The sequence below is a fragment of the Humibacillus xanthopallidus genome (genome assembly GCF_006717145.1).
In the GTDB taxonomy this organism is placed as follows: domain Bacteria; phylum Actinomycetota; class Actinomycetes; order Actinomycetales; family Dermatophilaceae; genus Humibacillus; species Humibacillus xanthopallidus.
The window spans coordinates 2,370,314-2,393,773 of record NZ_VFQF01000001.1 but is presented as its reverse complement, the minus strand read 5'-3'; the positions used below and the strand labels follow the sequence as shown (position 1 = coordinate 2,393,773).

At 71.7% G+C, this 23,460-nt stretch carries 24 protein-coding genes; 14 read left to right on the top strand and 10 right to left on the bottom strand.

Going from position 1 to position 23,460, the window contains the following annotated elements:
• Positions 1 to 58: 58 nt before the first annotated feature.
• Together FHX52_RS10495 and FHX52_RS10490 are read right to left on the bottom strand one after the other, a co-directional pair.
• Positions 59 to 535 carry a GNAT family N-acetyltransferase gene (locus FHX52_RS10495; protein WP_281287989.1) on the bottom strand — a complete coding sequence of 159 codons (477 nt, stop codon included), beginning with the start codon at positions 533 to 535 and terminating at the stop codon, positions 59 to 61.
• Entirely contained in the window at positions 532 to 1,005 is a 474-nt protein-coding gene (locus FHX52_RS10490; RefSeq protein ID WP_141821830.1) for an SRPBCC family protein, read from the bottom strand. Before FHX52_RS10490 ends, FHX52_RS10495 begins: the two co-directional genes overlap by 4 nt.
• Before the next feature lie 81 nt (positions 1,006 to 1,086).
• On the opposite strand from FHX52_RS10490, the gene FHX52_RS10485 reads away from it, so the two are divergent.
• Entirely contained in the window at positions 1,087 to 1,977 is an 891-nt protein-coding gene (locus tag FHX52_RS10485; protein ID WP_141821829.1) for an HAD family hydrolase, read from the top strand.
• Between the two features lie 83 nt (positions 1,978 to 2,060).
• Here the strand turns inward: FHX52_RS10485 and msrA are convergent, their stop codons facing one another.
• Positions 2,061 to 2,765 carry a peptide-methionine (S)-S-oxide reductase MsrA gene (msrA, locus tag FHX52_RS10480; protein WP_141821828.1) on the bottom strand — a complete coding sequence of 235 codons (705 nt, stop codon included), beginning with the start codon at positions 2,763 to 2,765 and terminating at the stop codon, positions 2,061 to 2,063.
• A gap of 123 nt (positions 2,766 to 2,888) precedes the next feature.
• On the bottom strand, positions 2,889 to 4,118 hold the full coding sequence (gene thrS / locus FHX52_RS10475; protein WP_141821827.1) for a threonine--tRNA ligase: 1,230 nt from the start codon (positions 4,116 to 4,118) through the stop codon (positions 2,889 to 2,891).
• Between the two features lie 283 nt (positions 4,119 to 4,401).
• On the opposite strand from thrS, the gene FHX52_RS10470 reads away from it, so the two are divergent.
• Positions 4,402 to 5,457: a GNAT family N-acetyltransferase gene (locus FHX52_RS10470; protein ID WP_141821826.1), complete on the top strand. Its 1,056-nt coding sequence runs from the start codon at positions 4,402 to 4,404 to the stop codon at positions 5,455 to 5,457.
• Complete coding sequence (locus FHX52_RS10465) at positions 5,454 to 6,476, top strand: GNAT family N-acetyltransferase (RefSeq protein WP_141821825.1); 1,023 nt, start codon at positions 5,454 to 5,456, stop codon at positions 6,474 to 6,476. Before FHX52_RS10470 ends, FHX52_RS10465 begins: the two co-directional genes overlap by 4 nt.
• A gap of 17 nt (positions 6,477 to 6,493) precedes the next feature.
• Here the strand turns inward: FHX52_RS10465 and FHX52_RS10460 are convergent, their stop codons facing one another.
• On the bottom strand, positions 6,494 to 6,694 hold the full coding sequence (locus FHX52_RS10460; protein WP_141821824.1) for a DUF1660 family phage protein: 201 nt from the start codon (positions 6,692 to 6,694) through the stop codon (positions 6,494 to 6,496).
• A 222-nt stretch (positions 6,695 to 6,916) separates the two neighbouring features.
• On the opposite strand from FHX52_RS10460, the gene FHX52_RS10455 reads away from it, so the two are divergent.
• From FHX52_RS10455 to FHX52_RS10445, 3 genes are read left to right on the top strand one after another with little or no spacing between them, the layout of a single operon-like run.
• Positions 6,917 to 7,357, top strand: coding sequence for a hypothetical protein (locus FHX52_RS10455; RefSeq protein ID WP_141821823.1), 441 nt, complete (start codon positions 6,917 to 6,919; stop codon positions 7,355 to 7,357).
• A 2-nt stretch (positions 7,358 to 7,359) separates the two neighbouring features.
• Entirely contained in the window at positions 7,360 to 8,931 is a 1,572-nt protein-coding gene (locus FHX52_RS10450; RefSeq protein WP_141821822.1) for a sensor histidine kinase, read from the top strand.
• Positions 8,928 to 9,548: a response regulator gene (locus FHX52_RS10445; protein WP_141821821.1), complete on the top strand. Its 621-nt coding sequence runs from the start codon at positions 8,928 to 8,930 to the stop codon at positions 9,546 to 9,548. The genes FHX52_RS10450 and FHX52_RS10445 overlap by 4 nt, the downstream gene beginning before the upstream one ends.
• A gap of 87 nt (positions 9,549 to 9,635) precedes the next feature.
• Here FHX52_RS10445 and FHX52_RS10440 read toward each other — a convergent pair whose 3' ends face one another.
• Positions 9,636 to 10,346, bottom strand: coding sequence for an SGNH/GDSL hydrolase family protein (locus tag FHX52_RS10440; RefSeq protein ID WP_141821820.1), 711 nt, complete (start codon positions 10,344 to 10,346; stop codon positions 9,636 to 9,638).
• Between the two features lie 58 nt (positions 10,347 to 10,404).
• Between FHX52_RS10440 and FHX52_RS10435 the strand changes: the two genes are divergently transcribed.
• From FHX52_RS10435 to FHX52_RS10425, 3 genes are all read left to right on the top strand, one after another.
• The gene (locus FHX52_RS10435; protein ID WP_141821819.1) at positions 10,405 to 11,583 is read left to right on the top strand and encodes a cystathionine gamma-synthase; all 1,179 of its coding nucleotides are present in this window, start codon (positions 10,405 to 10,407) and stop codon (positions 11,581 to 11,583) included.
• A gap of 21 nt (positions 11,584 to 11,604) precedes the next feature.
• Positions 11,605 to 12,999, top strand: a complete 1,395-nt coding sequence (locus FHX52_RS10430) for a glutamate mutase L (protein WP_141821818.1) — start codon at positions 11,605 to 11,607, stop codon at positions 12,997 to 12,999.
• Between the two features lie 312 nt (positions 13,000 to 13,311).
• Positions 13,312 to 14,271 carry a hypothetical protein gene (locus tag FHX52_RS10425; protein WP_141821817.1) on the top strand — a complete coding sequence of 320 codons (960 nt, stop codon included), beginning with the start codon at positions 13,312 to 13,314 and terminating at the stop codon, positions 14,269 to 14,271.
• A gap of 382 nt (positions 14,272 to 14,653) precedes the next feature.
• Here the strand turns inward: FHX52_RS10425 and greA are convergent, their stop codons facing one another.
• Positions 14,654 to 15,139 (bottom strand): transcription elongation factor GreA, encoded by a 486-nt coding sequence (greA, locus tag FHX52_RS10420; RefSeq protein WP_141821816.1) that lies wholly within the window; start codon positions 15,137 to 15,139, stop codon positions 14,654 to 14,656.
• A 236-nt stretch (positions 15,140 to 15,375) separates the two neighbouring features.
• Complete coding sequence (locus FHX52_RS10415; protein WP_141821815.1) at positions 15,376 to 15,759, bottom strand: DUF4307 domain-containing protein; 384 nt, start codon at positions 15,757 to 15,759, stop codon at positions 15,376 to 15,378.
• Between the two features lie 182 nt (positions 15,760 to 15,941).
• Between FHX52_RS10415 and mca the strand changes: the two genes are divergently transcribed.
• Positions 15,942 to 16,997: a mycothiol conjugate amidase Mca gene (gene mca / locus FHX52_RS10410; protein ID WP_185747182.1), complete on the top strand. Its 1,056-nt coding sequence runs from the start codon at positions 15,942 to 15,944 to the stop codon at positions 16,995 to 16,997.
• Positions 16,997 to 17,275 carry a hypothetical protein gene (locus FHX52_RS10405; protein WP_141821814.1) on the top strand — a complete coding sequence of 93 codons (279 nt, stop codon included), beginning with the start codon at positions 16,997 to 16,999 and terminating at the stop codon, positions 17,273 to 17,275. Before mca ends, FHX52_RS10405 begins: the two co-directional genes overlap by 1 nt.
• Positions 17,276 to 17,386: 111 nt before the next feature.
• On the opposite strand, the gene trhA is transcribed toward FHX52_RS10405, so the two are convergent.
• Positions 17,387 to 18,118 carry a PAQR family membrane homeostasis protein TrhA gene (gene trhA, locus FHX52_RS10400; RefSeq protein ID WP_141821813.1) on the bottom strand — a complete coding sequence of 244 codons (732 nt, stop codon included), beginning with the start codon at positions 18,116 to 18,118 and terminating at the stop codon, positions 17,387 to 17,389.
• Between the two features lie 216 nt (positions 18,119 to 18,334).
• Between trhA and FHX52_RS10395 the strand changes: the two genes are divergently transcribed.
• The 3 genes from FHX52_RS10395 to FHX52_RS10385 all read left to right on the top strand — a co-directional run bounded on the left by FHX52_RS10395 (position 18,335) and on the right by FHX52_RS10385 (position 22,246).
• Positions 18,335 to 19,096, top strand: a complete 762-nt coding sequence (locus tag FHX52_RS10395; RefSeq protein ID WP_141821812.1) for an isoprenyl transferase — start codon at positions 18,335 to 18,337, stop codon at positions 19,094 to 19,096.
• A 713-nt stretch (positions 19,097 to 19,809) separates the two neighbouring features.
• Positions 19,810 to 21,045: an RNA 5'-3' helicase PhoH2 gene (gene phoH2, locus FHX52_RS10390; RefSeq protein WP_246069924.1), complete on the top strand. Its 1,236-nt coding sequence runs from the start codon at positions 19,810 to 19,812 to the stop codon at positions 21,043 to 21,045.
• A gap of 280 nt (positions 21,046 to 21,325) precedes the next feature.
• Positions 21,326 to 22,246, top strand: coding sequence for an aggregation-promoting factor C-terminal-like domain-containing protein (locus FHX52_RS10385; RefSeq protein ID WP_246069799.1), 921 nt, complete (start codon positions 21,326 to 21,328; stop codon positions 22,244 to 22,246).
• A 214-nt stretch (positions 22,247 to 22,460) separates the two neighbouring features.
• Here the strand turns inward: FHX52_RS10385 and coaA are convergent, their stop codons facing one another.
• Entirely contained in the window at positions 22,461 to 23,444 is a 984-nt protein-coding gene (gene coaA, locus FHX52_RS10380; RefSeq protein WP_425460105.1) for a type I pantothenate kinase, read from the bottom strand.
• Positions 23,445 to 23,460 lie beyond the last annotated feature (16 nt).

Here is a 23,460-nt window from a genome sequence, read left to right as displayed (position 1 = left end):
GCGGGAATGCCACGCGGCGTTGACGACTGCTCGGTGTGTTGCCGCGGAGGTGGGCCCGTCAGGGGCCCAGGGGCAGCTTGAACCCGATGTGGGAGGCCTCGAAGCCGAGCCGCTCGTAGAAGCGGCGGGCGTCGGTGCGGCTCGCATCGCTCGTCAGCTGCACGAGCGAGCAGCCGGCGCGACGTGACTCCTCGATCGCCCAGGTGATGAGCTCGGTGCCGAGCCCGCTGCCCCGTTCGTCCCGTGCGACGCGGACGCCCTCGATGACAGAGCGGGTCGCGCCGCGGCGGCTCAGCCCGGGGATGACGGTGAGCTGGAGGGTGGCGAGGACCGTCCCGTCGCGCTCCGCGACGACGAGGCGCTGAGCGGGGTCAGCTGCCACGCGGTCGTATGCCGCCGCATACGTCTGCGTGTCGGCCGGGTCCTCGCGCGCCGCGCCGAGCGGGTCGTCGGCGAGCAGGGCCACCATGGCGGGCACGTCGTCGCGGGTCGCGGTGCGGATGACCCGGCCACCCGCGCTCGTCGACCGGGTCACGCGGACTCGGCGACCTGCTTGAGCTTCGCGAGGCCCTTCTCGAGGTCGGGGCCGACGAGCTTCTCCATCGACCAGACCTTGCTCATGACGCGCATGACGAAGTTCTGCGGGCCGGTCATGGCCCACTCGACGTGGGTGCTCCCGCCGTCGTCGCCGACGGGGGTCAGGGTGAAGTCGACCCGGTTGTGCGCCTTCATCGGGGCGGCGAAGAGCAGGTCGACGCCGACGCTGCGCGGCTGCGACTCGACGATCTCCATGCGACCCTCACCCGCCTTGCTGTTGCCCTTCCACGCATAGACGGCCCCGACGCCTGAGGCCGCGCCGTCGTAGGCACGCTCCATCGCCGGGTCGAGCCCCTCCCACGGCGACCACGCGCGCCACTCGTGGAAGTCGTTGATGAGCGTGTGGATGCGCTCCGCGGGCGCCGCGATCGTCGTCTCGCGGCTGAGGTGGAAGCTCTTGTCGGCCATGGCGGCATCCTGCCACTGCAGGGCGTCCGGGCGCCGGAACGGTGAGCGAGGCCGCACCCCGCGCGGCATACGCTGGCGTCGATGACGTCTGCACCTGCCACCGAACCCCGTTCCGCCGTCGACCTCCGCGACCGTGACTCCGCATCGGTCCGCGAGGCGGGTCCCGACCCCGCCGACATCAGGCTGGTGGTCGTCGACCTCGACGGCACGCTGCTCGACGGCGCCGGCGAGCTGCCCGACGACACCGTCGCGACGATCCGCGCGTTGCGCGAGCGCGGCGTCGACGTGGCCCCGGCGAGCGGCCGACAGCACGCGACGATCGCCCGGCTCTTCACCGAGGTGTCGGACGACCTCGTCGTCATCGCCGAGAACGGTGCCTACGTCACGCGTGACGGCGCCGAGGTCAGCTCGCACACCCTCGACCTCGCCTGGTCGCGGGGCGTCGTCGAGCACACCCGCCGGCTCGGAGCTCGGGGCGTCGACCTCGGAGTGGTGCTCTGCGGCAAGACGTCGGCGTGGATCGAGCGCACCGACGACGCCTTCCTCGGCGAGGTCGAGCGCTACTACGCGCGCCTCACGACCACCGACGACCTCACTGCCGTCGAGGACGAGGTGCTCAAGCTCGCCGTCCACGACTTCGGTGACCCCACCGCCGTGACCGGCCCCGACCTGGCGGCGTTCTGCGCGCCGCAGCAGGTCGTCGTCTCCGGTCACCACTGGGTCGACGTCATGGGGGTCGGGGTGCACAAGGGCCTCGCCGTGCGCGAGCTGCAGGGGGCGCTCGGCATCACGGCCGCCCAGACGATGGCCTTCGGCGACTACCTCAACGACCTCGAGATGCTCGGGGCGGCCGTGCACTCCTACGCGATGGCCAACGCCCACCCCGCGGTGCTGCAGGCGGCGCGGCACGTCGCCCCGGCCAACACCGACGACGGCGTGCTCCGCACCCTCCGCGAGGTCTTCACCCTCTGAACACGGCGGCACCGAGCCACCCGCGCGGGGTGGCCCGGTGCCGTGGGCCGGGTTCAGGGCGGGTCAAGCCGCGTCAGGCCGCGTCAGGCCGGGGGAGCGATCTCCTGCTGCGAGGGCAGCTGGTCCTGGCGCACGATGCCGACCGGGCAGGTGAGTCCGTTCGGGCCGTGGTTGCAGTAGCCGCCGGGGTTCTTGTGCAGGTAGCCCTGGTGGTAGTCCTCGGCGAGGTAGAACGGTCCCGCGTCGTCGGCCGAGCGGATCTCGGTCGAGATCTGCCCCAGACCGTTGTCGTCGAGCACCTTCTGGAACGCCTCACGCGTCGCCTCGGCCGCGAGCCGTTGGCCCTCGGTCGTCCAGTAGATCGCGGAGCGGTAGGCCGTGCCGATGTCGTTGCCCTGGCGGTTGGCCGTCGTCGGGTCGTGGTTCTCCCAGAACGCCTTGAGCAGCAGCTCGGGGCTCGTTCGGGTGGGGTCGTAGACGACGCGCACCGTCTCGGCGTGGCCGGTGAGGCCCGTGCAGGTCTCCTCGTAGGTGGGGTTGGGGGTGTAGCCGCCCATGTAGCCGGCCGCGGTCGAGATGACCCCGTCCTGCTTCCAGAAGATCCGCTCCACGCCCCAGAAGCAGCCCATCGCGACGTACATCACCTCGGACCCGTCGGGCCACGGCCCCTCGAGCGGCGTGCCGAGCACGACGTGGGTGGGGTTCACGGCATACGGGCGGGTGTCGCGGCCGCGCAGCGCGTCCTCGCGAGCGGGCATCTGGGTCTTCTTGCCGAATCCGAACACCATGCCGGGGTCACATCCTTCGTCTCGTCAGCGACTTACGTCCCTGTAACGCTCGAGCACCCTCCCGTATGCCGTGGGGGCCAGCCCGTATGCCGCGTGGCCGTGCCCGGTCGTCAGGCCCGGCCGTCAGGCCCAGTCGGTGAGCGGCCGGCGGTGGTCGCGGGCTGCGACGACCCGCTCGACCAGCTGGCGCATCGGGACGACGGCACGGAACCCGGATGCGACGTCGGTGACCTGGGCCGCCCCGTCGGCAGCCTCACGTGCGCCGACGACGGCGAGGACGGTGACGCGACGCCGACGGCACTCCCGGATGCGCGCGCCGAGCGAGTCCTCGGGAGCGAGCTCGACGCGTACGCCTTCGGCGCGCAGTGCGTCGACGAGCCCTCGGGCGGAGGCGTCCTGCTGCTCCGACACCGGCAGCACGGCCACCTGCACCGGGGCCAGCCACAGCGGGAGGCGGCCGTCGTAGCGTTCGAGCAGTGCCGCGGTGACGCGCTCCATCGAGCCGACGGTGCCGCGGTGGATCATGACGACGCGGTGCCGCCCGCCGTCCTCGCCGTGGTAGGTCAGGTCGAAACGCTCCGGCTGGTTGAAGTCGACCTGGACGGTCGCGATGGTCTCCTCATGGCCGCGCGCGTCGACGACCTGCAGGTCGAGCTTCGGCCCGTAGAAGGCGGCCTCGCCCGCGGCCTCGACGAGCGGGAGGTCGTGGCCCACGAGCACCTCCAAGGCCGCCTCGCGGAGGGCGTCCTGAGTGGCCTCCCACTGCTCCCGGCTGCCCAGCCAGGCGTCGGAGCCGTCGCGCAGCGAGAGGCGAACGTGGTGCACGGGCAGGCCGAGGATGCGCTGTGCCTCGAGCGCCGCCCGCAGGCCTCGCGCCGCCTCCTCGCCGGCCTGGTCGGGACGGCAGAAGACGTGGGTGTCGTCGAGGCTGATCTGCCGCACGCGGGTGAGCCCCGACAGCACGCCGGACCGCTCGGCGCGGAACATCGGCGCCAGCTCGTTGAGCCGGATCGGCAGCTCCCGGTAGGAGTGGCTGCGGGCCGAATAGACGAGCGCGTGGTGCGGGCAGTTCGCGGGGCGCAGCACCACCTCCTCTTCACCGAGCCGCATGGACGGGAACATGTCGTCCTCGAACTTGGCCCAGTGCCCGGACTGCTCGAAGAGGGCCCGCTTGCCGAGCACCGGGGTGTGCACGCCGACGCAGCCGTCGGCGTGGGCGAGGTCGCGGGCGAGGCGTTCGAGCTCGTCCCTGATGACGGAGCCGGCGGGCAGCCAGAGGGGCAGACCGGCTCCGGCGAGCGGGTCGGTCGCAAAGACGTCGAGGTCGTGGTTGAGGTCCCGGTGGTCGGGCATGGCGGTCTCCTTCGGGTCGGCCGCGGGCCGACCCCGGAGACGACGAACGCCCCGGAGTCGACTCCCGGGGCGTGGGTGTGCGTGGGTGCTAGAGCAGCAGCAGCGCGCCGGAGAGGTCCGGCGTCGTCGTCTGCTGGGCATGGTGCATGGTTCGAGGGTAGGCCGGGGGCCTTGGCGCCGCAACGCGTTTCGCCGTCGCTCCCCACCGAGGGCGTATGCCGTCGTGCGGGCTCCTCGGCAAAAGGGGTCGCCTCGCTGGGGCCGGCTCGACAGACTCGGGCGCGTGAGCGCCGACTTCGAGATCCGACCCATCGACCTGCTCGACGACAACTGCCTCCCCGACGCCGAGCGCTGGACCGGGATCCACGCGGCCGTGCAGCGCGAGCTCTTCGGCGACCGGGGGAGCTCGTGGACGCTCGAGGAGATCCGCGCCTTCCACCGGTCAGGCGAGAAGCTGCGGGTCCCGCGAGCTGCCTGGCGGGGCGGCGAGATGGTCGGAGCGCTCGACGTCATCATGCCGCGCGCCGACAACACGTCGCTCGCCCTGCTCTGGCTCTCGGTCGACCCCGCCCACCGGGGCTGGGGGTTCGGCTCCGCGCTGCTCGCCGAGGCCGAGCGGCTCGGTGCCGCGCACGGGCGCAGCGTGTTCAACGCCGAGACGGAGTGGGCGCACGGGGCCGCCGACCTCTCGGAGGGCTTTGCGAGGGCACACGGCTTCGCGATCGGGTTGACGATGCTGCGCAGCGACATGGCGCTGCCGGCGGACCGGGACGCGGTCGCCGCGGTGCTGTCCGGTGACGGTGCCGGTGACGGTGCCGGTGCCGGTTCCGGTGCTGGTGACGACTACGGGTTCGAGTCCTTCGTCGACCACATGCCGCAGGAGTGGCTCGAGGACCGCGCCGTCCTGCAGCAGCGGATGAGCACGGACGCCCCGTCGGACGACCTCGACGTCGAGGAGGAGGTGTGGGACGCCGACCGCCTGAGGGCGTCCTACGAGCGCTCGCGGGCCTCGGGCCGCCGCATCGTCGAGACGGTGGCGCGGCACCTGCCCTCGGGTCGCCTCGTCGGCTTCACCACGGTCTCGGTCTCGGCAGGCGAGCCCGATCTGGCCTACCAGCAGGACACGCTCGTGCTGCGCGAGCACCGCGGTCACGGACTGGGCCTGCGACTCAAGGCGGCGAACGCCCTGCGGCTCATGGACGAGCTGCCCGAGGTGACGTCAGTGCGGACGTGGAACGCGGCGTCCAACACGCACATGCTCGCCGTCAACCGCCGCCTCGGCTACACCGTCGACGGCTACAGCCGTGAGTGGCAGAAGAAGGTGGGGGCGCGCTTGTGAAGTGGCGCATCGACGAGCTGACGCTGGTGCCTGGTGGCCCCCTGTCGGAGCAATGGGTCGGGGTGCACAACGCAGCCAGCCGGGCACTGTGGGGCGAGGGCGCGCCGGTGCTCACGGTGGAGGAGCTGCTCGACATCGCCCCGCGCCGGGCCGAGCACCGGCGTGCCTTCGCGCTGTGGGCGTCGGAGGGGGACCTGCTCGCTGGTGGCGGCGGCGACGCGCCGGTCGCCGTCGCGCAGACCATCCAGCACGAGCGCGACAACACGGAGACCGCGGGAGTGTCGCACTCGGTCCACCCGGACCACCAGCGCCGCGGGCACGGGTCGCGCCTGCTGGAGCACTGCGAGTGGCTCCTGCGCGAGGCGGGTTGCGCACGGATTCACGACCATGCGGACTCGCCGGACGAATCCGGTGGATCCGCAACGGCTTTCGCCCTCGCCCACGGGTATCGCCTGACCCAGACGCACGTCAGCCAGGACCTGTCGTTGCCGGTGTCCGGAGAGACGCTGGCCGCGCTCGACCCGCGACTGGACCCTGCGGCATACGTCGTGGAGACGGCGGTCGATGCGCTGCCGGAGGAGTGGCTCGAGGACCGGGCCCTGCTCGCGCGGCGGATGAGCACCGACGCGCCGACGGGCGACATCGACCTCGACGAGCAGGAGTGGGACGCCGAGCGGGTGCGGCAGCAGTGGAACACGCCCAGCCCGATCTGGGCGGTCGAGTCGGTGGTGCGGCACGTGCCGTCGGGGCGCCTCGTCGGCTTCACCGACATCGTCGTGCGGCCCGGCGACCCCAGGCGTGCCGTCCAGACCGACACGCTGGTCCTGCGCGAGCACCGCGGGAACGCGCTCGGGCTCGCCCTCAAGGTGGCCAACCTGCGCGCCCTGCAACGGGAGAAGCCGGACGTGACGGCGGTGCGCACGTGGAACGCCGACACGAACGTCCACATGATCGCGATCAACGAGCGTCTGGGCTTCCGGCCGACGGGCTGGTCGCGCGAATGGGCGAAGGACCTGTAGCGCCGCGAGCAGACAGGTCAGAAGCCGACCCCGGCGCCGCCACCCCCGCCGCCGCCGAGGCTGCCGCCGGGGCCACCGAACCTGCCGACGTCGAAGTCCTTCTCGACGACGTCGACGTCGCCGCAGCGCTTGCAGGTGAGCCGCAGGGTGCGGTTGGGCATCCGCTCCCGGCTCCATTTGTGGCCGAGGAGGAGACACACGAAGTTGCGCGTGGCCATGCTCCTGAGTGTCCTCCTCGCATCGGCTCATCGTCGCGGATTGGGCCGGTTGGGTGCACCTGGCGCCGGAGGTACTAGGACCAAAGCCCGATGGTGGGTGTCCGTGTCGTGGCGGCACGGTGGATCCATTGCAGAAGACGACCGAGCCGGACCGCCTCGAGGCATCCGGACCGGCCCACCCTCCCGGTCTGCGAGACTCACCCACAGGAAAGGTCCACTCCCATGCGACGACTCACTCTCGCCTTCGCCGCCGTTGCCGCGCTCGTGCCTGCCACGCTCGGCCTCGTCGGCAACAGCTCCTTCGCCCAGTCCGTGCCCACTAGGGTGCCCGCGTCGGCGCAGCTCGTGACGAACGACGACGACTCCTCCGGCACGCCGACCCCCGCCGCCACGCGCACGTCGGAGCCGGGTGACGACCACGGTGGCGACCGTCCGGCCGGTACGCGCACGTCGGAGCCGGGTGACGACCACGGCGGCGACCGTCCGGCCGGTACGCGCACGTCGGAGCCGGGTGACGACCACGGCGGCTCATCGGGCTCGTCGGGCTCGTCCGGCTCGTCGGGCTCGGGGCGCCACGGCTCCGACGACTCGGGCAGCGACGACTCTGCCGGACGCTCCTCGGGCGGGCACGGCTCCGACGACTCCGGTGGAGACGACAGCTGACCATGCCCGACATCCACCGCCCGGCCACGGGGGACGTCCGCAACGTCGAGGACACCGAGGCCAGCGAGGCCACCGAGGACACCGTGCCGGTGCCGGTCACGGCACAGACGGCAGGGGTCACCCAGCCCCTTCCCGTGTCGGGGGCCGTCGGCGAGCAGGCCCACCACGCCCCTCCCTCGTGGTGGACGCTCGCCGACGGCGCGGCCGTGCCCCCCGTGCGGCCGCTGCCGACCCGGCGACGGACGCTCGTGCAGCTCGGCCTCGCCGCCCTGGCCGTTTTCGCCGTGGTCGTCGTCGGCACGTCGTTCGCGGCCAGCCGCCTGGCTGAGCGCGAGGCGGTGAACGACGCTGCCCACACGACCAACCTGCTGGCCCTGTCGGTCGTCCAGCCGGCACTGACTGACGCGTTGCTCGCGGGGGACCAGGCGGCATACGACAGCCTCGACCGGGTGGTGCGCGAGAGCGTGCTGCCCAACGGGATCGTCCGGGTCAAGCTGTGGAAGCCCGACGGCACCGTCGTCTATGCGGACGAGTCGCGCCTCGTCGGGCAGCGCTTCACGCTCGGGGAGGAGCAGCGCGACACCCTCGCCCACCCGCAGACCCGGGCCGAGGTCTCCGACCTCGACCGCTCGGAGAACGAGTTCGAGCGCTACGGCGGCAAGCTGCTCGAGGTCTACCGCCCCGTCTGGACCCCCTCGGGGGCCGAGCTGCTCTTCGAGGTCTACGGCGACTACGCCCCGGTCCAGGCTCGCGCCTTCGACCTGTGGCGCGGCCTTGCAGGAGTGCTCGCGAGCAGCCTCCTGCTGCTCCTCGTGCTCATGGCGCCGATCATCTGGCGCCTGCTCGACCGGCTGCAGGCGGCGCAGTCGCAGCGGGAGTCGTTGCTTCGCCGAGCGGTCGACGCGTCTGACGGGGAGCGGCGACGCATCGCGGCCGACCTGCACGACGGGCCGGTGCAGGATCTCGTCGCCAGCTCTCTTGCCGTCACCGGCGCCGCGGAGGTGGCCAGGGCCGAGGGGCGCGGCGCGCTCGCCTCGACCATCGCCGAGGCCGGCTCGACGGTGCGGTCGAGCGTCGCGAGCCTCCGCTCGCTGCTCGTCGACATCTACCCCGCCCGACTCGCCGACGCGGGCCTCGCGGCAGCGATCACCGACCTCGCGCGACCGCTCGAGGGCAGGGGCGTCGCCGTCGAGGTCCACGTCGACGACGCTGCGGTCGCCCGGCTCGGCCGGACCGAGCAGCAGGTGGTGCACCGCATGACGCGTGAGTGCCTGCGCAACGTCGTCAAGCATGCGGAGGCGACCCGTGTGGTCGTGACCCTGTCGCTCGGGGATCCCACGGACACAGGAGATCTCGCCCCGGACAGCAGTGACCGGAGTCAGCGGGTCGTGCTCGCGATCGACGACGACGGGGTGGGTTTCGACCCCACCACGCTCCCGTCCCAGGAGGGTCACTTCGGGGTGAGAGTGCTCGCCGACCTCGCGACCGACGTCGGTGCGGTCCTCCGGGTGTCGTCGTCGCCCGGCGGCGGCACGCGGTGGCGTCTGGCCATCCCGGTGGGGGAGCCGTCGTGACGAGCGTCGTCGTCGTCGACGACCACCGGCTCGTGCGCGCCGGCCTGCGCACCATCATCGACGCGAGCCCCGACCTCCAGGTCGTCGGCGAGGCCGGTGACGGCGCGCAGGCGGTGACCGTCGTCAGCGAGGCGGCCCCCGACGTCGTGCTCATGGACCTGTCAATGCCCGGCGTCGACGGCATCGAGGCGATCCGGAGGCTGCGCGCTGCGGGGCTCGAGACGCCCGTCGTCGTGCTCACGTCCTTCGCCGAGGCGGAGCGGGTGCGCTCGGCGCTCGAGGCGGGAGCCGTGGGCTACCTGCTCAAGGACAGCGAGCCGAGGGACGTGCTCGAGGCGGTGCGGGCGGCCGCGGCCGGGCACGCCCCACTCGACCCCCGGGTGGCCCGGGCGCTGCTGCCCTCGGCAGACCGTGGCGCGTCCGACGTCTCGCTGAGCGGTCGGGAGCGCGAGGTCCTCTCGCACGTCGCCAAGGGCCTGGCCAACAAGCAGATCGCCCGCACGCTCGGCATCAGCGAGAGGACCGTCAAGGTCCACCTCGGCAACGTCTTCCGCCGCATCGGTGTGTCCGACCGCACGAGCGCGGCGCTGTGGGCGCGCGACCACGACATCACCTGACGCGGGCGAGATCTGTTGCCACGCAGTGCGTTCCGCGGATGAGACGATCCGTGACTCCGCGGGTCGGACGTTGGGCAGCTCCCAGGGTCAGACGATCCGCGACCGCTCGACGGCGCGCTCGAGGACCGTGGCCATCTCGGCATACCCGCGATCGTTGGGGTGGAAGAGGTCTGACGACAGTCGGCCTCGCCACGAGCGAGGCCCCTCCCGTCGCATGTCTGCCAGCACGAGCGAACCCGCCTCGTCACGCTCGCGGAGCAGGTCGTCGATGGCTCGCGCCTCACGGTGGGGGTTCGGCAGGTTGGCGACGACGGCGCCGTGCGGCAGCCGGTCGAGCATCGACGCGAAGCGGGTGACCACGCCCCGCCGGTGCCGCGGCACGACGACGTCGTTGGACCCGATGACGACGGTCACGAGGGCCACAGGGCCGGTCCGGGCCGACAGCGCGTCGAGCGCGGGCAGCTGCCGGTCGCAGACGTCGTCGACTCTCGCCCCGTTGACGCCGAGGTTGACGAGGCGGTGCTCCCACCCGCGCTCACGCAGCCGCATGCTGAGCTGACCGACCCAGCCCCGGCCGGGAGCGCTCGCACCGATGCCCTGGGTCATCGAGTCGCCGAGCGCCACCCACACGGGGCCGGCGCCCTCGAGAACGGCACGGTTGTGCTCGGCCCACGCGGCGGCATACGGCCCCACCTGCTCCTGGACGGCACGGACGCCGGGCACGAGCGCCGACAACGCCGACAGCCCCGGCCCGCGCGGCCGGTCGCTGAGGTTGGAGTAGTCGAACGGTGTCGCCACAGCGGCAGCATCGCAGACGGTGCCGAGCGCTCACCCGGGTGGGCATAGGCTCGTCCTCATGTCTGACGAGCACGGCTTCTCCACGCGCGCCATCCACGCCGGCCAGGAGGCCGACCCGCTGACCGGGGCCGTCGTGCCGCCGATCTACCAGGTGTCGACCTACAAGCAGGACGGCATCGGCGGCTTCCGCGGCGGCTACGAGTACAGCCGCTCCGCGAACCCGACCCGCACGGCGCTCGAGGAGTGCATCGCGGCGCTCGAGGACGGCAGCCGCGGCTTCGCGTTCGCGTCCGGGCTCGCCGGCCAGGACACGGTGGCCCGCTCGCTGCTCGTCCCGGGCGACCACGTCGTCGTCCCCAACGACGCCTACGGCGGCACCTACCGCTACTTCAACAAGGTCGCCCGGCCGCAGGGCATCGAGCACTCCATCGCCGACATGGGCGACCTCGACGCCGTACGTGCCGCGATCCGCCCCGGGCAGACGAAGCTCGTCTGGGTCGAGACGCCGACCAACCCCCTGCTCGGCATCGCCGACATCGAGGCCATCGCGGCGATCGCCCACGAGGCCGGGGCTGTGCTCGTCGTCGACAACACCTTCGCGACCGCCTACCTCCAGAGCCCGCTCGCCCTCGGCGCCGACATCGTCACCCACTCGACGACGAAGTATGCCGGGGGGCACAGTGACGTCGTCGGTGGCGCCGTCGTGACCGCGCGCGACATCCGCGTGACTGGTCTCGAGGACGCTGAGGAGCGAATCGCCTTCCACCAGAACTCGATCGGTGGGGTCGCCGGCCCGTTCGACTCGTGGCTCACTCTGCGCGGTCTCAAGACGCTCGCGATCCGCATGGAGCGGCACTGCGACAACGCCGAGAAGGTCGTCGACTTCCTCAGCGGGCACGACGGGGTCTCGCAGGTGCTCTATCCCGGCCTGTCCACGCACAAGAACCACGATGTCGCCGCGCGCCAGATGAAGCGCTTCGGCGGCATGGTGAGCTTCCGTATGCGGCGTGGCGAGGACGCCGCGGTCAAGGCGTGCGCCGCGGTGCAGCTGTGGACGCTCGGCGAGTCGCTCGGCGGTGTCGAGTCGCTCATCGAGCACCCGGGACGGATGACGCACAGCTCGGTGGCCGGCACGGAGCTCGAGGTCCCGTCAGACCTCATCCGGCTCTCGGTCGGCATCGAGGACGTGGATGACCTCATCGCCGACCTGCGCGAGGCGCTCGACATCCACGGCTGAGGCGCTCGGCACCCTTCTCCCATGGCCATTCTCGCCGTCGACTTCGGCTCGACCTTCACCAAGGGCGTGCTGCTCGCCGACGACGGCTCGGTGCTCGGCACCGCCGCGACGGTGACGACGGGCACGGGCACGGGCGGGGTGCGGGGGGTGCGAGACAGGCGGGCCGACATCCTCGACGGCTACGCGACGCTCCGCTCCATGCTCGAGGTGCCGGACGACGCTGCGGTGCATGCCTGCTCGAGTGCCGGGGGAGGGCTGCGGCTTGCTGTCGTCGGCTACGAACGCACCGTCACCGCCCAGGCCGGGCACCGGGTGGGTCTCTCAGCGGGAGCCAAGGTCGTCCACGTCGCAGCGGGCGAGCTCACCTCGGCGGGGGTGGCGGAGCTGCGCGCCGCCCGACCCGACATGGTGCTTCTCGTCGGCGGCACCGACGGAGGCAACTCGGATGTGCTGCTGCACAACGCATCTCGGCTCGCGAAGGCGGCCATCGGCGGCCACGGCGACCATGCCGTCCCCATCGTCGTCGCGGGCAACGTCGAGGCCCGGGACGAGGCCGTGGCGGCGCTCGAGGCCACCGGCCGACCGGTAGTGGCGGCCGAGAACGTGCTCCCGCAGATCGGCGTCATCGCGCCCGAGTCGGCGCGGGCCGCGATCCGAGCAGCCTTCCTGCGCCACGTGATCGGTGGCAAGGGACTGTCGCGCGACCCCGCCTTCAGCGCGATGGTCGAGGCGGCGACCCCGGACGTCGTGCTGCGCGGCGTCGAGGTGCTCGCCTCGGTGGAGGGCGGTGGGGACGTCCTTGTCGTCGACATCGGTGGAGCCACGACCGACGTCTACTCCTGCCTGACGCCCGAGGGCGAGGATGCCACGCTGCACAAGGAGGTCGTCGCACCGCTCTGGCACGCCCGCACCGTCGAGGGAGACCTCGGCATGCGCTGGAACGCGCAGCACGTCATCGAGGCCGCCGAGACGGAGCACCTCCTCGGCATGGGCGCCGGCACCGGCACCGGCGCTGACACGCTGCGGGCGTATGCCGCCCGAGTCCACGAGCGCCCCGCCTCGCTCCCCGTCGACGAGGGCGAGCGGCACCTCGACCTCGAGCTGGCCCGGCTCGCCGCGCTCGTCGCCGTGCGTCGTCACGCCCGCCCGGCCCAGCCGACGGAGTCGCCTCGCCCGCTGGCCAACGTCACGACCCTCATCGGGTCCGGCGGAGTGCTGCGCCACACCGACCCGGCAGGTCGAGCCCACGTGCTCGGGGCGGTGCTCGCCGACCACGCCGGCGGCTGGAAGGTGCCGCGTGCGGCGAGCGCGACGGTCGACACGGCATACCTGCTCTTTGCGGTCGGCCTCCTCGCCGACCGGGCGCCCGAGCTCGCCCGCGCCCTCGCCGCCCAGGTCACCTCACCCCCCACCTAGCCCCACCCCGTCGAGTGGCCAAAGTTCGTCGCTAGCCCCCCGTCGAGTGGCCACAGTTCGTCGGGTGAGCTCAGTCGAGTGGCCACAGTTCGTCGGTGGCCACCCGTCGAGTGGCCACAGTTCGTCGGTGGCCCTCCGTCGAGTGGCCACCGTTTGTCGCCGGTATGCCGTTAAGTGGCCACTCGGGGACGCGTTTCCACACCTGCCCGAGCAGGCTCCCCGCCGTCCACAGGCGGTGCGCCGCATCTTCCCGCCTGGGCGGACGGTCACCAAGGTCGGTCCATGGAGCCGTCGCGACTTCCCTCAGACCTGATGATTCGTCCCTTCAGCCGACAGGAGGCTCTCGCCCGAGGGGTCACGCCTCGTCGCCTGCGCGCCCAGGATCTGTGGACGCCGACGCCCGGTGTGCGCAGCGTCGAGGTTCCCTTGACGCTGCTCGAGCGAGCCTGCGCCTTCGCGGTGGCGGCGCCGAACGACTTCGCGTTCGCCCGCGCGACCGCGGCGCGGCTGCACGGCATGCCGCTGCCGCAATGTCTGGAGGAGGATCCCTCCATTCACATCGTGACGCGAACGGCAGACAACCGCGTTCGTCGTGGGGAGGTCGTCGGTCACCGCGGGTTGGAGACCCGTCGCGTCGTCGAGATCGCGGGCCTGCCGGTCGTCAGCCCGGCGGACACCTGGGTCGATCTGGGGGAGTATGTCGGGCCCGGGCGACCCGTGGGCCTGGACGACATCATCGCGGCGGGCGATGCCGCAGCGAACCTGGAGCGGTCAGTCGAGTCGTTGGCGGTGGCGCTTCGTCGCAGGGTTCGCCCGCGCGGGAAGGTGACCCTGGACTACGCACTGCCACAGGTGCGGATGGGTTCGCGATCCGCGATGGAGACGCGGTCACGGCTCATGGTGGTGCGAGCCGGCTTGCCTGAGCCGGAGATGAACCTCGAGCTCTACAGCCCTTCGGGGGACTGGCTCGGGATGGGCGACCTCGGCTGGAAGGAGGAGCGGGTGGTCGGTGAGTACCAGGGCGTCGAGTTCCACTCGCGCGAGACCGACCGTCGGCAGAACGAGGTCCGCAGGGAACGGATCGAGGAGGGGGACTGGCGCTACCTCGAAATCGTGTCTGCCGATGTCTTCGAGGAGATGGCCAGAGCGGTGAAGCTCCGAGAGATCGCCGTCACGCTCGGGCGCAGTCCTCACCTGCTGCGGTTGCACGAAGCCGGGCCCCAGTTCTTCGCCCCTGCGAAGTACGAACGGCCACGTCGCCGTCGCTCGTGAGTGAGCGAGGGAGGTGGGCGACCACGATTGGCCCCTCGACGGCATACCGGCGGCAAAGTGTGGCCACTCGACGGGGGCGGAGCGACCGGCATTGGCCCTCGACTCGGGTGGGCGGCAAGGAGTGGCCACTCGACTCGGGTGGGCGGCAAGGAGTGGCCACTCGACTCGGGTTGGGCGGCAAGGAGTGGCCACTCGACGGGGGCGGGGCGACCACGATTGGCCACTCGACGGCATGCCGGCGGCAAGGTGTGGCCCCTCGACGGGGACGGAGCGACCATCATTGGCCACTCGACGGGGGCGGAGCGACCACGATTGGCCACTCGACGTGAGTATGCGAACGGGCCGGGTCCCCGTGGGGATCCGGCCCGTTCTGCAGGCGCGGTCAGCCGGTGTACGGCTTCGCGGCGATGATCTTGACGCCGATGGTCTTGCCGGTGGGGGCCTGGTAGGAGGTGGCGTCGCCGACGGCCTTGCCGTTGACGGCGGCTCCCATCGGGGACTTCTCGGAGAAGACCTGCAGGTCGGACCCGTCGGCGATCTCACGGTTGCCGAGCAGGAAGGTCTCCTCGTCACCGAGGATCTCGACGGTCACGAGCATGCCCGGCTCGACGACTCCGTCGTCAGCTGGCGTCTCGCCGATCGTGGCGTCCTGGAGCAGCGCAGTGAGCTGGCGGATGCGGGCCTCCATCTTCCCCTGCTCCTCGCGGGCAGCGTGGTAGCCGCCGTTCTCCTTGAGGTCACCCTCCTCACGGGCTTCCTCGATCTTGCGAGCGATCTCGATGCGACCTTCGCCCGTCAGCTGGTCGAGCTCCGCCTTGAGGCGGTCATAGGCCTCCTGCGTGAGGAAGCCAGCGGCAGTGTCGGTCACTTGGTGTCACTTCTCCTTGTATGAGTCGACGCCCACGCGGTGCTCGCGTAGGCGCCCACATAAGCGCAGGGCCCGGCGGTGTGTCGCCGACTGGTGTTGCCGGCTGGCGACGGCTCCGGACCCTGATGAATGCTCCAGCATAACAAAGCCGTGCTCGGACGCGCAGTTCGCGTGCGCAGACCACGGTCAGTGGCGGCCAACCACCCGACGAAGTGCTCTTTCGATTGGATATTTGCTCAGGAGCAGGTCTTGACCTCGCCCGTCACGGCCCGCGACGTCGTGCGCAGGGTGACCGTCTCCGACGTCGTCAGCGAACCGGTGCCGGCCGGGGGCGGCGAGTAGGTCACATCGATGCTGCCGACCGGCGCGAAGTCGCGGGCCAGGGCCTGGATCGTGCACGTCGTCGGCTTGTCGGCAGGGCGGTTCAGCTCGAAGGTGACGCGCACCGACTGGTCGTCCAGCACCTTGTAGCCCGTCGTCGTGAAGCTCGCCAGACCCACGGTCGAGGAGATGCCGAACCACACCGCCACGGCGACGCCGGCTGCGACGCCGAGGGTGCCGATGACCCACCACTTCGCCGTGCCGGGAGCGGGGTGGGGCAGGGTGGGTCGGGACGGCATACGGAGTCCTGGCGGTCGGGAGCCCCGGGCGGACGGCGCCGCCGGGAGTGAGAGGATGTCTGTCGGGCCCCAGTCTCTCCCATGGGGAGCGCGGCCCCTGCGCCGGGAGGCCACGAGCCCGCGGCGCCGGTCCCCGCGCATCCGGCACGGAACCACACGAGACCAGACGGACAGGGAGCCACGTGGCCCAGGGCATGCGGTTGATGGCGGTGCACGCGCACCCCGACGACGAGTCGAGCAAGGGCGCCGCGACGACGGCGAAGTACGTCGCCGAGGGCGCCGAGGTGATGGTCGTCTCGTGCACGGGCGGCGAGCGTGGCGACATCCTCAACGAGAAGCTGAAGAACGACGCACACATCCTGCGCGACATCGCCCAGGTGCGCCGTGACGAGATGAAGGCGGCGCAGGAGGTGCTCGGCGTCGAGCACACGTGGCTCGGCTTCGTCGACTCCGGACTGCCCGAGGGCGACCCGCTGCCGCCGCTGCCCGACGGCTGCTTCGCCCTCGAGGACATCGACGTGACGACCGAGGCGCTCGTGCGGGTCATCCGCACCTGGCGGCCGCACGTCATGACGACCTACGACGAGAAGGGTGGCTACCCCCACCCCGACCACATCATGTGCCACACCGTCTCCATGGCGGCCTTCGAGGCAGCCGGCGACCCCGCCCGCTACCCGCACGCGGGCGCGCCGTGGCAGCCGCTCAAGATCTACTACAACGGCGGGTGGTCCAAGCCGCGTCTCGAGGCGATCCACGACGCCATGCTGGCCGAGGGCCTCGAGAGCCCGTATGCCGAGTGGCTGGCCAACTGGAAGCCGCGGCGTTCCGGGCGGGTGACGACGACGATCGCCTGCGCCGACCACTTCGAGACCCGTGACCGGGCGCTCATGGCACACGCGACGCAGGTCGACCCCGACGGCTTCTGGTTCCAGGTTCCGCTCGAGATCCAGCAGCGCGTGTGGGGCGTGGAGGAGTACGAGGCGGCGGTGTCCTACGTGCCGCTCGCCGAGGGTGAGGACGACCTCTTCGCCGGACTCGGCTCGCCTGCCGAGGCCGATGCGCTCGCGACCCGCACGGACCTCGAGGTCGCCTACGACGGCCGGGTCTCGGCGGAGGCGGAGGCGGCGCCGGAGCCCGAAGCGGCGACGGTGGCGCACGCAGCGCGGGGTCGCGAAGGCGGCGACAGCTCCGACACGCACGTGGACGAGGACGAGACGACAGAGAAGGCGGACGCCTGATGAATGGCGGAGGAAACCTGCCGGTCGGGCCGGGCATCTGGGGCTTCATCGCCTTCTTCGTGCTCGCGATCGCGCTGTGGCTGCTCGTGCGCAACATGAACTCGCGGCTGCGGCGCATGGCCTACACCGACCGGGAGCGGGCCCAGGCCGCAGAGGCGGCAGCCCGTCAGGGCGAGCCCGAGGGCACGGCCACGATGGCCGCAGACGTTCCTGAGTCGTCGGAGACCGACGTGGCGCGTGACCAGCCCGGCGACGGGGACTCGGCGCCCCGGACGTAGGGGCGCTCGACCAGCGAAGCGCGGCGGCCGGGGCGGGCACGGGCGGTGCCGCAGCGGCGCCGCTGAGGTGGCCGTTAGGTGGCCGCGCCCTGACCCGTCAGGCGGGTCGGCTCAGCTGACGGCCTGGTAGCCGAGGATCGCGAGCGTCACGGCCACGAAGTGGGTGAGGAAGCCGCCGAGCGTGAATGCGTGGAAGATCTCGTGGAAGCCGAACCACTTCGGCCACGGGTTCGGCCGCTTGACGCCGTAGATGATGCCGCCCGCGGTGTACATCAGCCCGCCGATCGCGATGAGCGAGCCGATGAGCGGCCCCCCCGTGCGCCAGAACGGCCCGACGTAGAAGATCGCAGCCCAGCCGAGCGCGAGGTAGAGCGCGGTGTAGAGCCAGCGCGGGGCGCCGACCCAGAAGACGCGGAAGAGGACTCCCGCGATGGCGCCGCCCCAGATGACCGAGAGCAGCAGGCGGGCCTGGTCAGCCGGGAGCAGTGTCACGGCGAACGGCGTGTAGGTGCCGGCGATGATGAGGTAGATGTTCGAGTGGTCCATCCGCTTGAGCAGCGTGCTCGCTCGCGGGCCCCACGTGCCCCGGTGGTAGACCGCGGAGACCCCGAAGAGCAGCGCGGCACTGACCGTGAAGACGATCGACGCCGTGCGCACCGTGCCGGGCTCGGACAGCAGGACGAGGACGAGCCCGCCGATGACCGCGACGGGGAACATCGCGAGGTGCAGCCACCCGCGCAGTCGGGGCTTGACGGCCGTGACGAGGTCGGCGACCGCCGCGCCCGCGCCGGCCGAGGACCCGTTCGACTCGGGGTTCTGGGGTTCGGTGCTCTGCTGGCTCATGTGGGCCAGCATAACCTACGACACCGTAAGTTACGGAAACGTAGGTTGGCGCTCAGCGCGAGCCCTCCGCAATCTCCAGAACACTCTCACCCCGTCATTCGTCACCCTGCTGGCGGGCTCGGGCGCGGGCGGTACGGTGGGTCCGGCGGCCCGCACGGGTCGCGCTTGTTGCCCGTGCGGCAGCGAGGGTCGTGCGCGACGAGAAGGAGGCCCCCTGTGGGGTGGCGCGACGTGGTCTACGGCGCATACGAACGCCGAGTCCTCAAGGACCTTCCCAGGGAGTCGCTCCCACGGCACGTGGCCGTGATGCTCGACGGCAACCGGCGCTGGGCCCGTGCCCGGGGCCACGGCACGGCCAGCGGTCACCAGGCTGGCGCCGACAAGATCGAGGAGCTGCTCGGCTGGTGCAGCGAGGCGGGTGTGGAGTACGTCACCCTGTGGCTGCTGTCGACCGACAACCTGCACCGCCCTGCCGAGGAGCTCAACCCGCTGCTCGGAATCATCGAGACCGCGGTCGCCGACCTCGCCGACAGCGGCCGTTGGCGGCTGCAGATCGTCGGCGCGCTCGACCTGCTGCCCTCGGGCACGGCCGAGAGCCTGCGTGCCTCCGCCGCCCGCACCCAGGGCGTCGACGGCCTGACGGTCAACGTCGCCGTCGGCTACGGCGGTCGGCGTGAGATCGCCGACGCCGTGCGCGACCTGCTCCTCGAGCGGGCCGCCGCCGGTGAGAGCACCGAGCAGATCGCGGAGGAGCTCACCGCCGACGACATCGCCGAGCACCTCTACACCAAGGGCCAGCCCGACCCCGACCTCGTCATCCGCACGTCGGGGGAGCAGAGGCTCGGTGGCTTCCTGCTGTGGCAGAGCGCGACGTCGGAGTTCTACTTCTGCGAGGCCTACTGGCCCGACTTCCGCCACGTCGACTTCCTCCGTGCCCTGCGGGCGTATGCCGGCCGGCACCGTCGCTTCGGCACCTGACCTCCGCGCCGCGTGGGGAGTCGTCCCCATCGCGACTCACCTCGCGCCCACCCGAGACGGCTGGGCGGTCTCGGACACCGCTCGTCGCCTCCCGCCCACCTGCCTGCGGGAGGGCGACGAACTGCTCTTTCGATTGGGGCCCGCCGGGTGGCATACCTGAGCAGGGGCGACGAAGTGCTCTTTCGATTGGGACTGGCCGGGCGGCATACCTGAGCGCGGGGCCGACGAAGTGCTCTTTCGATTGGCACTGGCCGGGCGGCATGCCTGAGCAGGGGCGACGAACTGCTCTTTCGATTGGGACTGGCGACCACTGTGTTAAAGGCGTGTGAACACTGGCGCGACACGGGGGCGGAATGCGTCGTGGCGGCGTGCCGGAGTCGTACCGTCGAGGCAGTGACGGACACCCGTCCGGCACTGCCAGGAGGCCCACCGATGGAGCTATCGCTTCGAACGGAGGGCCGGGCACGACGCCACCCTCTGGTGGCCGCCCGGCACCTCGGGAGCGACCAGGCGCGTGCTGAGCGCGCGCGCCGCTAGGAGTGGGAATGGCTACGAAGAGCTCGGCCCCGGCCGACAGCGCCACGTCGACCGCCACCTCGAGCGCCACCTCGGGCACGACGACCCGCACGCGCAGCGGCGCCAGCCCGGACCCCGGTCCGGCACGCAAGACCTACGTGCTCGACACGTCGGTGCTCCTGTCGGACCCCAAGGCGATGACCCGCTTCGCGGAGCACGAGGTCGTGCTCCCGGTCGTCGTCGTGACGGAGCTGGAGGGCAAGCGCCACCACCCCGAGCTCGGCTACTTCGCCCGGCAGGCCCTGCGCCTGCTCGACGACCTGCGCATCAGCGAGGGGCGCCTCGACCGGCCCGTCGCTGTCGGTGACGCCGGCGGCAGCCTCCGCGTCGAGCTCAACCACACCGACTCCTCGTCGCTCCCCGCGGGCTTCCGCCTCGGCGACAACGACACGCGCATCCTCTCTGTAGCAAAGAACCTCGCCAACGAGGGCTGCGACGTCACGATCGTCTCCAAGGACCTGCCGATGCGGGTCAAGGCGTCGGCGTGCGGCCTCGAGGCGGAGGAGTACCGCCACGAGCAGGGCGTCGACTCCGGCTGGACCGGCATCCAGGAGCTCGAGGTCACGACCGACGAGCTCGACCAGCTCTATGACCGGGGCCGCGTCGAGCACGAGGTCGCCGCCGAGCTGCCCTGCCACACCGGTCTCGTCCTGCTCTCGCCGCGGGGAAGCGGTCTGGGGCGGGTCGGCGCCGACAAGCAGATCCGGCTCGTGCGCGGCGACCGTGACGCGTTCGGCCTGCACGGCCGCAGCGCCGAGCAGCGCATCGCGCTCGACCTGCTCCTCGACCCCGACGTCGGCATCGTCAGCCTCGGCGGGCGTGCCGGCACCGGCAAGTCGGCCCTCGCCCTGTGCGCCGGGCTCGAGTCGGTCATGGAGCGCCGGGCCCAGCGCAAGGTGCTCGTCTTCCGCCCCCTCTTCGCCGTGGGCGGTCAGGAGCTCGGCTACCTGCCCGGCACCGAGGCGGAGAAGATGAACCCCTGGGGCCAGGCGGTCTTCGACACGCTGAGCGCCCTCGTGTCGAGCGAGGTCGTCGACGAGGTGATGGATCGTGGCCTGCTCGAGGTGCTGCCGCTGACGCACATCCGTGGCCGCTCGCTGCATGACGCCTTCGTCATCGTCGACGAGGCGCAGTCGCTCGAGCGCAACGTGCTGCTCACCGTGCTCAGCCGTATCGGCCAGAACTCCAAGGTCGTGCTGACCCACGACGTCGCCCAGCGCGACAACCTGAGAGTGGGCCGTCACGACGGCGTCGCGGCCGTCATCGAGAAGCTCAAGGGACACCCGCTCTTCGCCCACGTCACGCTCACCCGCAGCGAGCGCAGCCCCATCGCCGCGCTCGTCACAGACCTGCTCGAAGGCATCGAGCCGTGACCTGATCACACCCCGACACGCCAGCCCCACCCCGCACGGCCACCCTCGTTGAAGGTTGGACACGATTTGCGGCCCGGCGGGGTGGGCTGGCACCGTGGGACCCCGACGCCGACGTCGCGCCGGGTTCGCTCCTGCGTTCCCGGCCCCCTCCACCCGCCGGACGCCGCCACCCGCTGCCGATCGTGTGCAGCGGGCGGTATGCCGTCCGCCCGACGCCCGCAGGAAGGTGTGACTCCGCTTCGTGGCTCGCTACCAAGGACGACACCGCTCAGCCCCACCGGTGAGTGCGCCCTCCGCGACCCCGCCGGTCACGTCGCTGACGTCCCAGACCTCCCGTCGCAGCGACACGCGCACGTCGCAGCGGCCAGCGGCCCGTGAGGCGAGCCAGGCCACCGTGCCGGTGCCGACCGCCCGCGTCGCCGCTCGCGCCTCCGCCCTCAACGACACGCTGAGCGCTGCCTCGCACGCCCGCGCCGCCACGGAGAGCCGGCGAGCACGCCACGCCCGCCCCGAGACCAAGCCGCGCCGCCGGCTCGGTCGCCCGGTGCTCGCGAGCGCCCTCACCCTGGGTCTCGTCGGCTCGGGCATCGCCTACGCCAAGGCCAACAACCTCATCGGAGCCGACCCGGCCGCCTTCGTCGTCGGCTCCGGCGTCGTTGCGCAGACCGACGAGCTGGCCCGGGCGAGCACCGTCGACCTCACCTACCGCGCCGCAGCCTCGGTGTCACGCAACGAGCGCCGCACCGCCATCGCCGCCTCCGGCGCTCGCGACGCCAAGGAGCTCGAGGCGAAGCAGAAGGTCGAGGCCGCGCGCAAGGCCAAGGAGGCCCAGGCCGCCGCCGAGCGTGCCGAGCGCGAGAAGGCCCGCAAGGCGGCCATCGCGAACGCCAAGAGCAACCCCAAGGCCGCCGCCCGCGTCCTCATGGTCGACCAGGGCTGGACGAGCGACGCGCAGTACAACTGCCTCGTCAACCTCTGGACCGGCGAGAGCGGCTGGCGCTGGTCGGCCGAGAACCCCAGCTCGGGCGCCTACGGCATCCCGCAGTCGCTGCCGGCGAGCAAGATGGCCCAGTTCGGTGCCGACTACCGCACCAACCCGCTGACGCAGATCAAGTGGGGCCTCTGGTACATCAAGATGTCCTACGGCAACCCCTGCAACGCCTGGTCCACCTGGCAGGCCCGCTCACCTCATTGGTACTAACCCACAGGGGCTCACGGCCGTGGCCGGCCTGCGCCCCCGTGTACCCCCGAACCGCCCGCGTGGGACCTTGCGGTCGTAAGGTCGTCCGGCCGGCTGGGCTCGACGCTGACCGTTCGGGACTGAACGTCTCAGACGCGCACCGTTCCCGGGCGCGCGAGGTCCGTTCTCGTGTGGTTGTAGACGAAGAATGCGGCCCGGGGGCCGGATTCTTCGTCTAGATCTTCCGCAGTCGCACTCTGGTGACCTCGTGGTTCTCTCCCTTGGAGAGCACGAGGGTGGCCCGCGACCGGGTCGGCAGGATGTTCTCGACGAGGTTGGGCCCGTTGATCTCGCGCCAGATGCGGTTGGCGGTGGCGACGGCCTCGTCGTCGGACAGCACGGCATACCGGTGGAAGTAGGAGTTGGGGTCCGAGAAGGCCGTCTGCCGCAGCCGCAGGAAGCGCTCGACGTACCAGGTGCGCACGTCGTCGACCCACGCGTCGACGTAGACGGAGAAGTCGAAGAAGTCGCTCACTGCGAGCCCTGACCCGCGCACCGGGTGCACCTGCGGAGCCTGCAGGACGTTGAGCCCCTCGACGATGAGCACGTCGGGGCGGCGCACGACGATGCGCTCACCGGGGACGATGTCGTAGGTGAGGTGGGAGTAGACCGGCGCCGTCACCTCCTCGCGGCCCGACTTGATCTCGGCGACGAAGCGCATCAGCGCCCGGCGGTCGTAGGACTCGGGGAAACCCTTGCGCTGCAACAGTCCCCGGCTCTCGAGCTCGGAGTTCGGAAAGAGGAAGCCGTCGGTCGTCACGAGGGCGACGCGCGGCGTGTCGGGCCAGCGGGCGAGCATCTCGCGCAGGATGCGGGCCGTCGTCGACTTGCCGACGGCCACCGACCCGGCGACGCCGATGACGAACGGGGTCGGGGCCGGCCGCTCGCCGAGGAAGTCGCTCGTCACGGCGTGCAGCTGCCGCGTGGCCCCGACGTAGAAGTTGAGCAGGCGCGAGAGCGGCAGGTAGACCTCCTCGACCTCGCGCAGGTCGATGCGGTCGCCGAGGCCGCGCAGCCGGGCGAGGTCGGCGTCGTCGAGGTTGAGCGGGTGGTTCTCGCGCAGGCGCGACCAGGCCGCCCGGTCGAACTCGACGTAGGGGGACGGCAGGCCGGGGGTGGTCCGGTTCATCCCGCTCACAGGCTGCGCCACGAGCGCCATTGTGTCGGACCCGCGG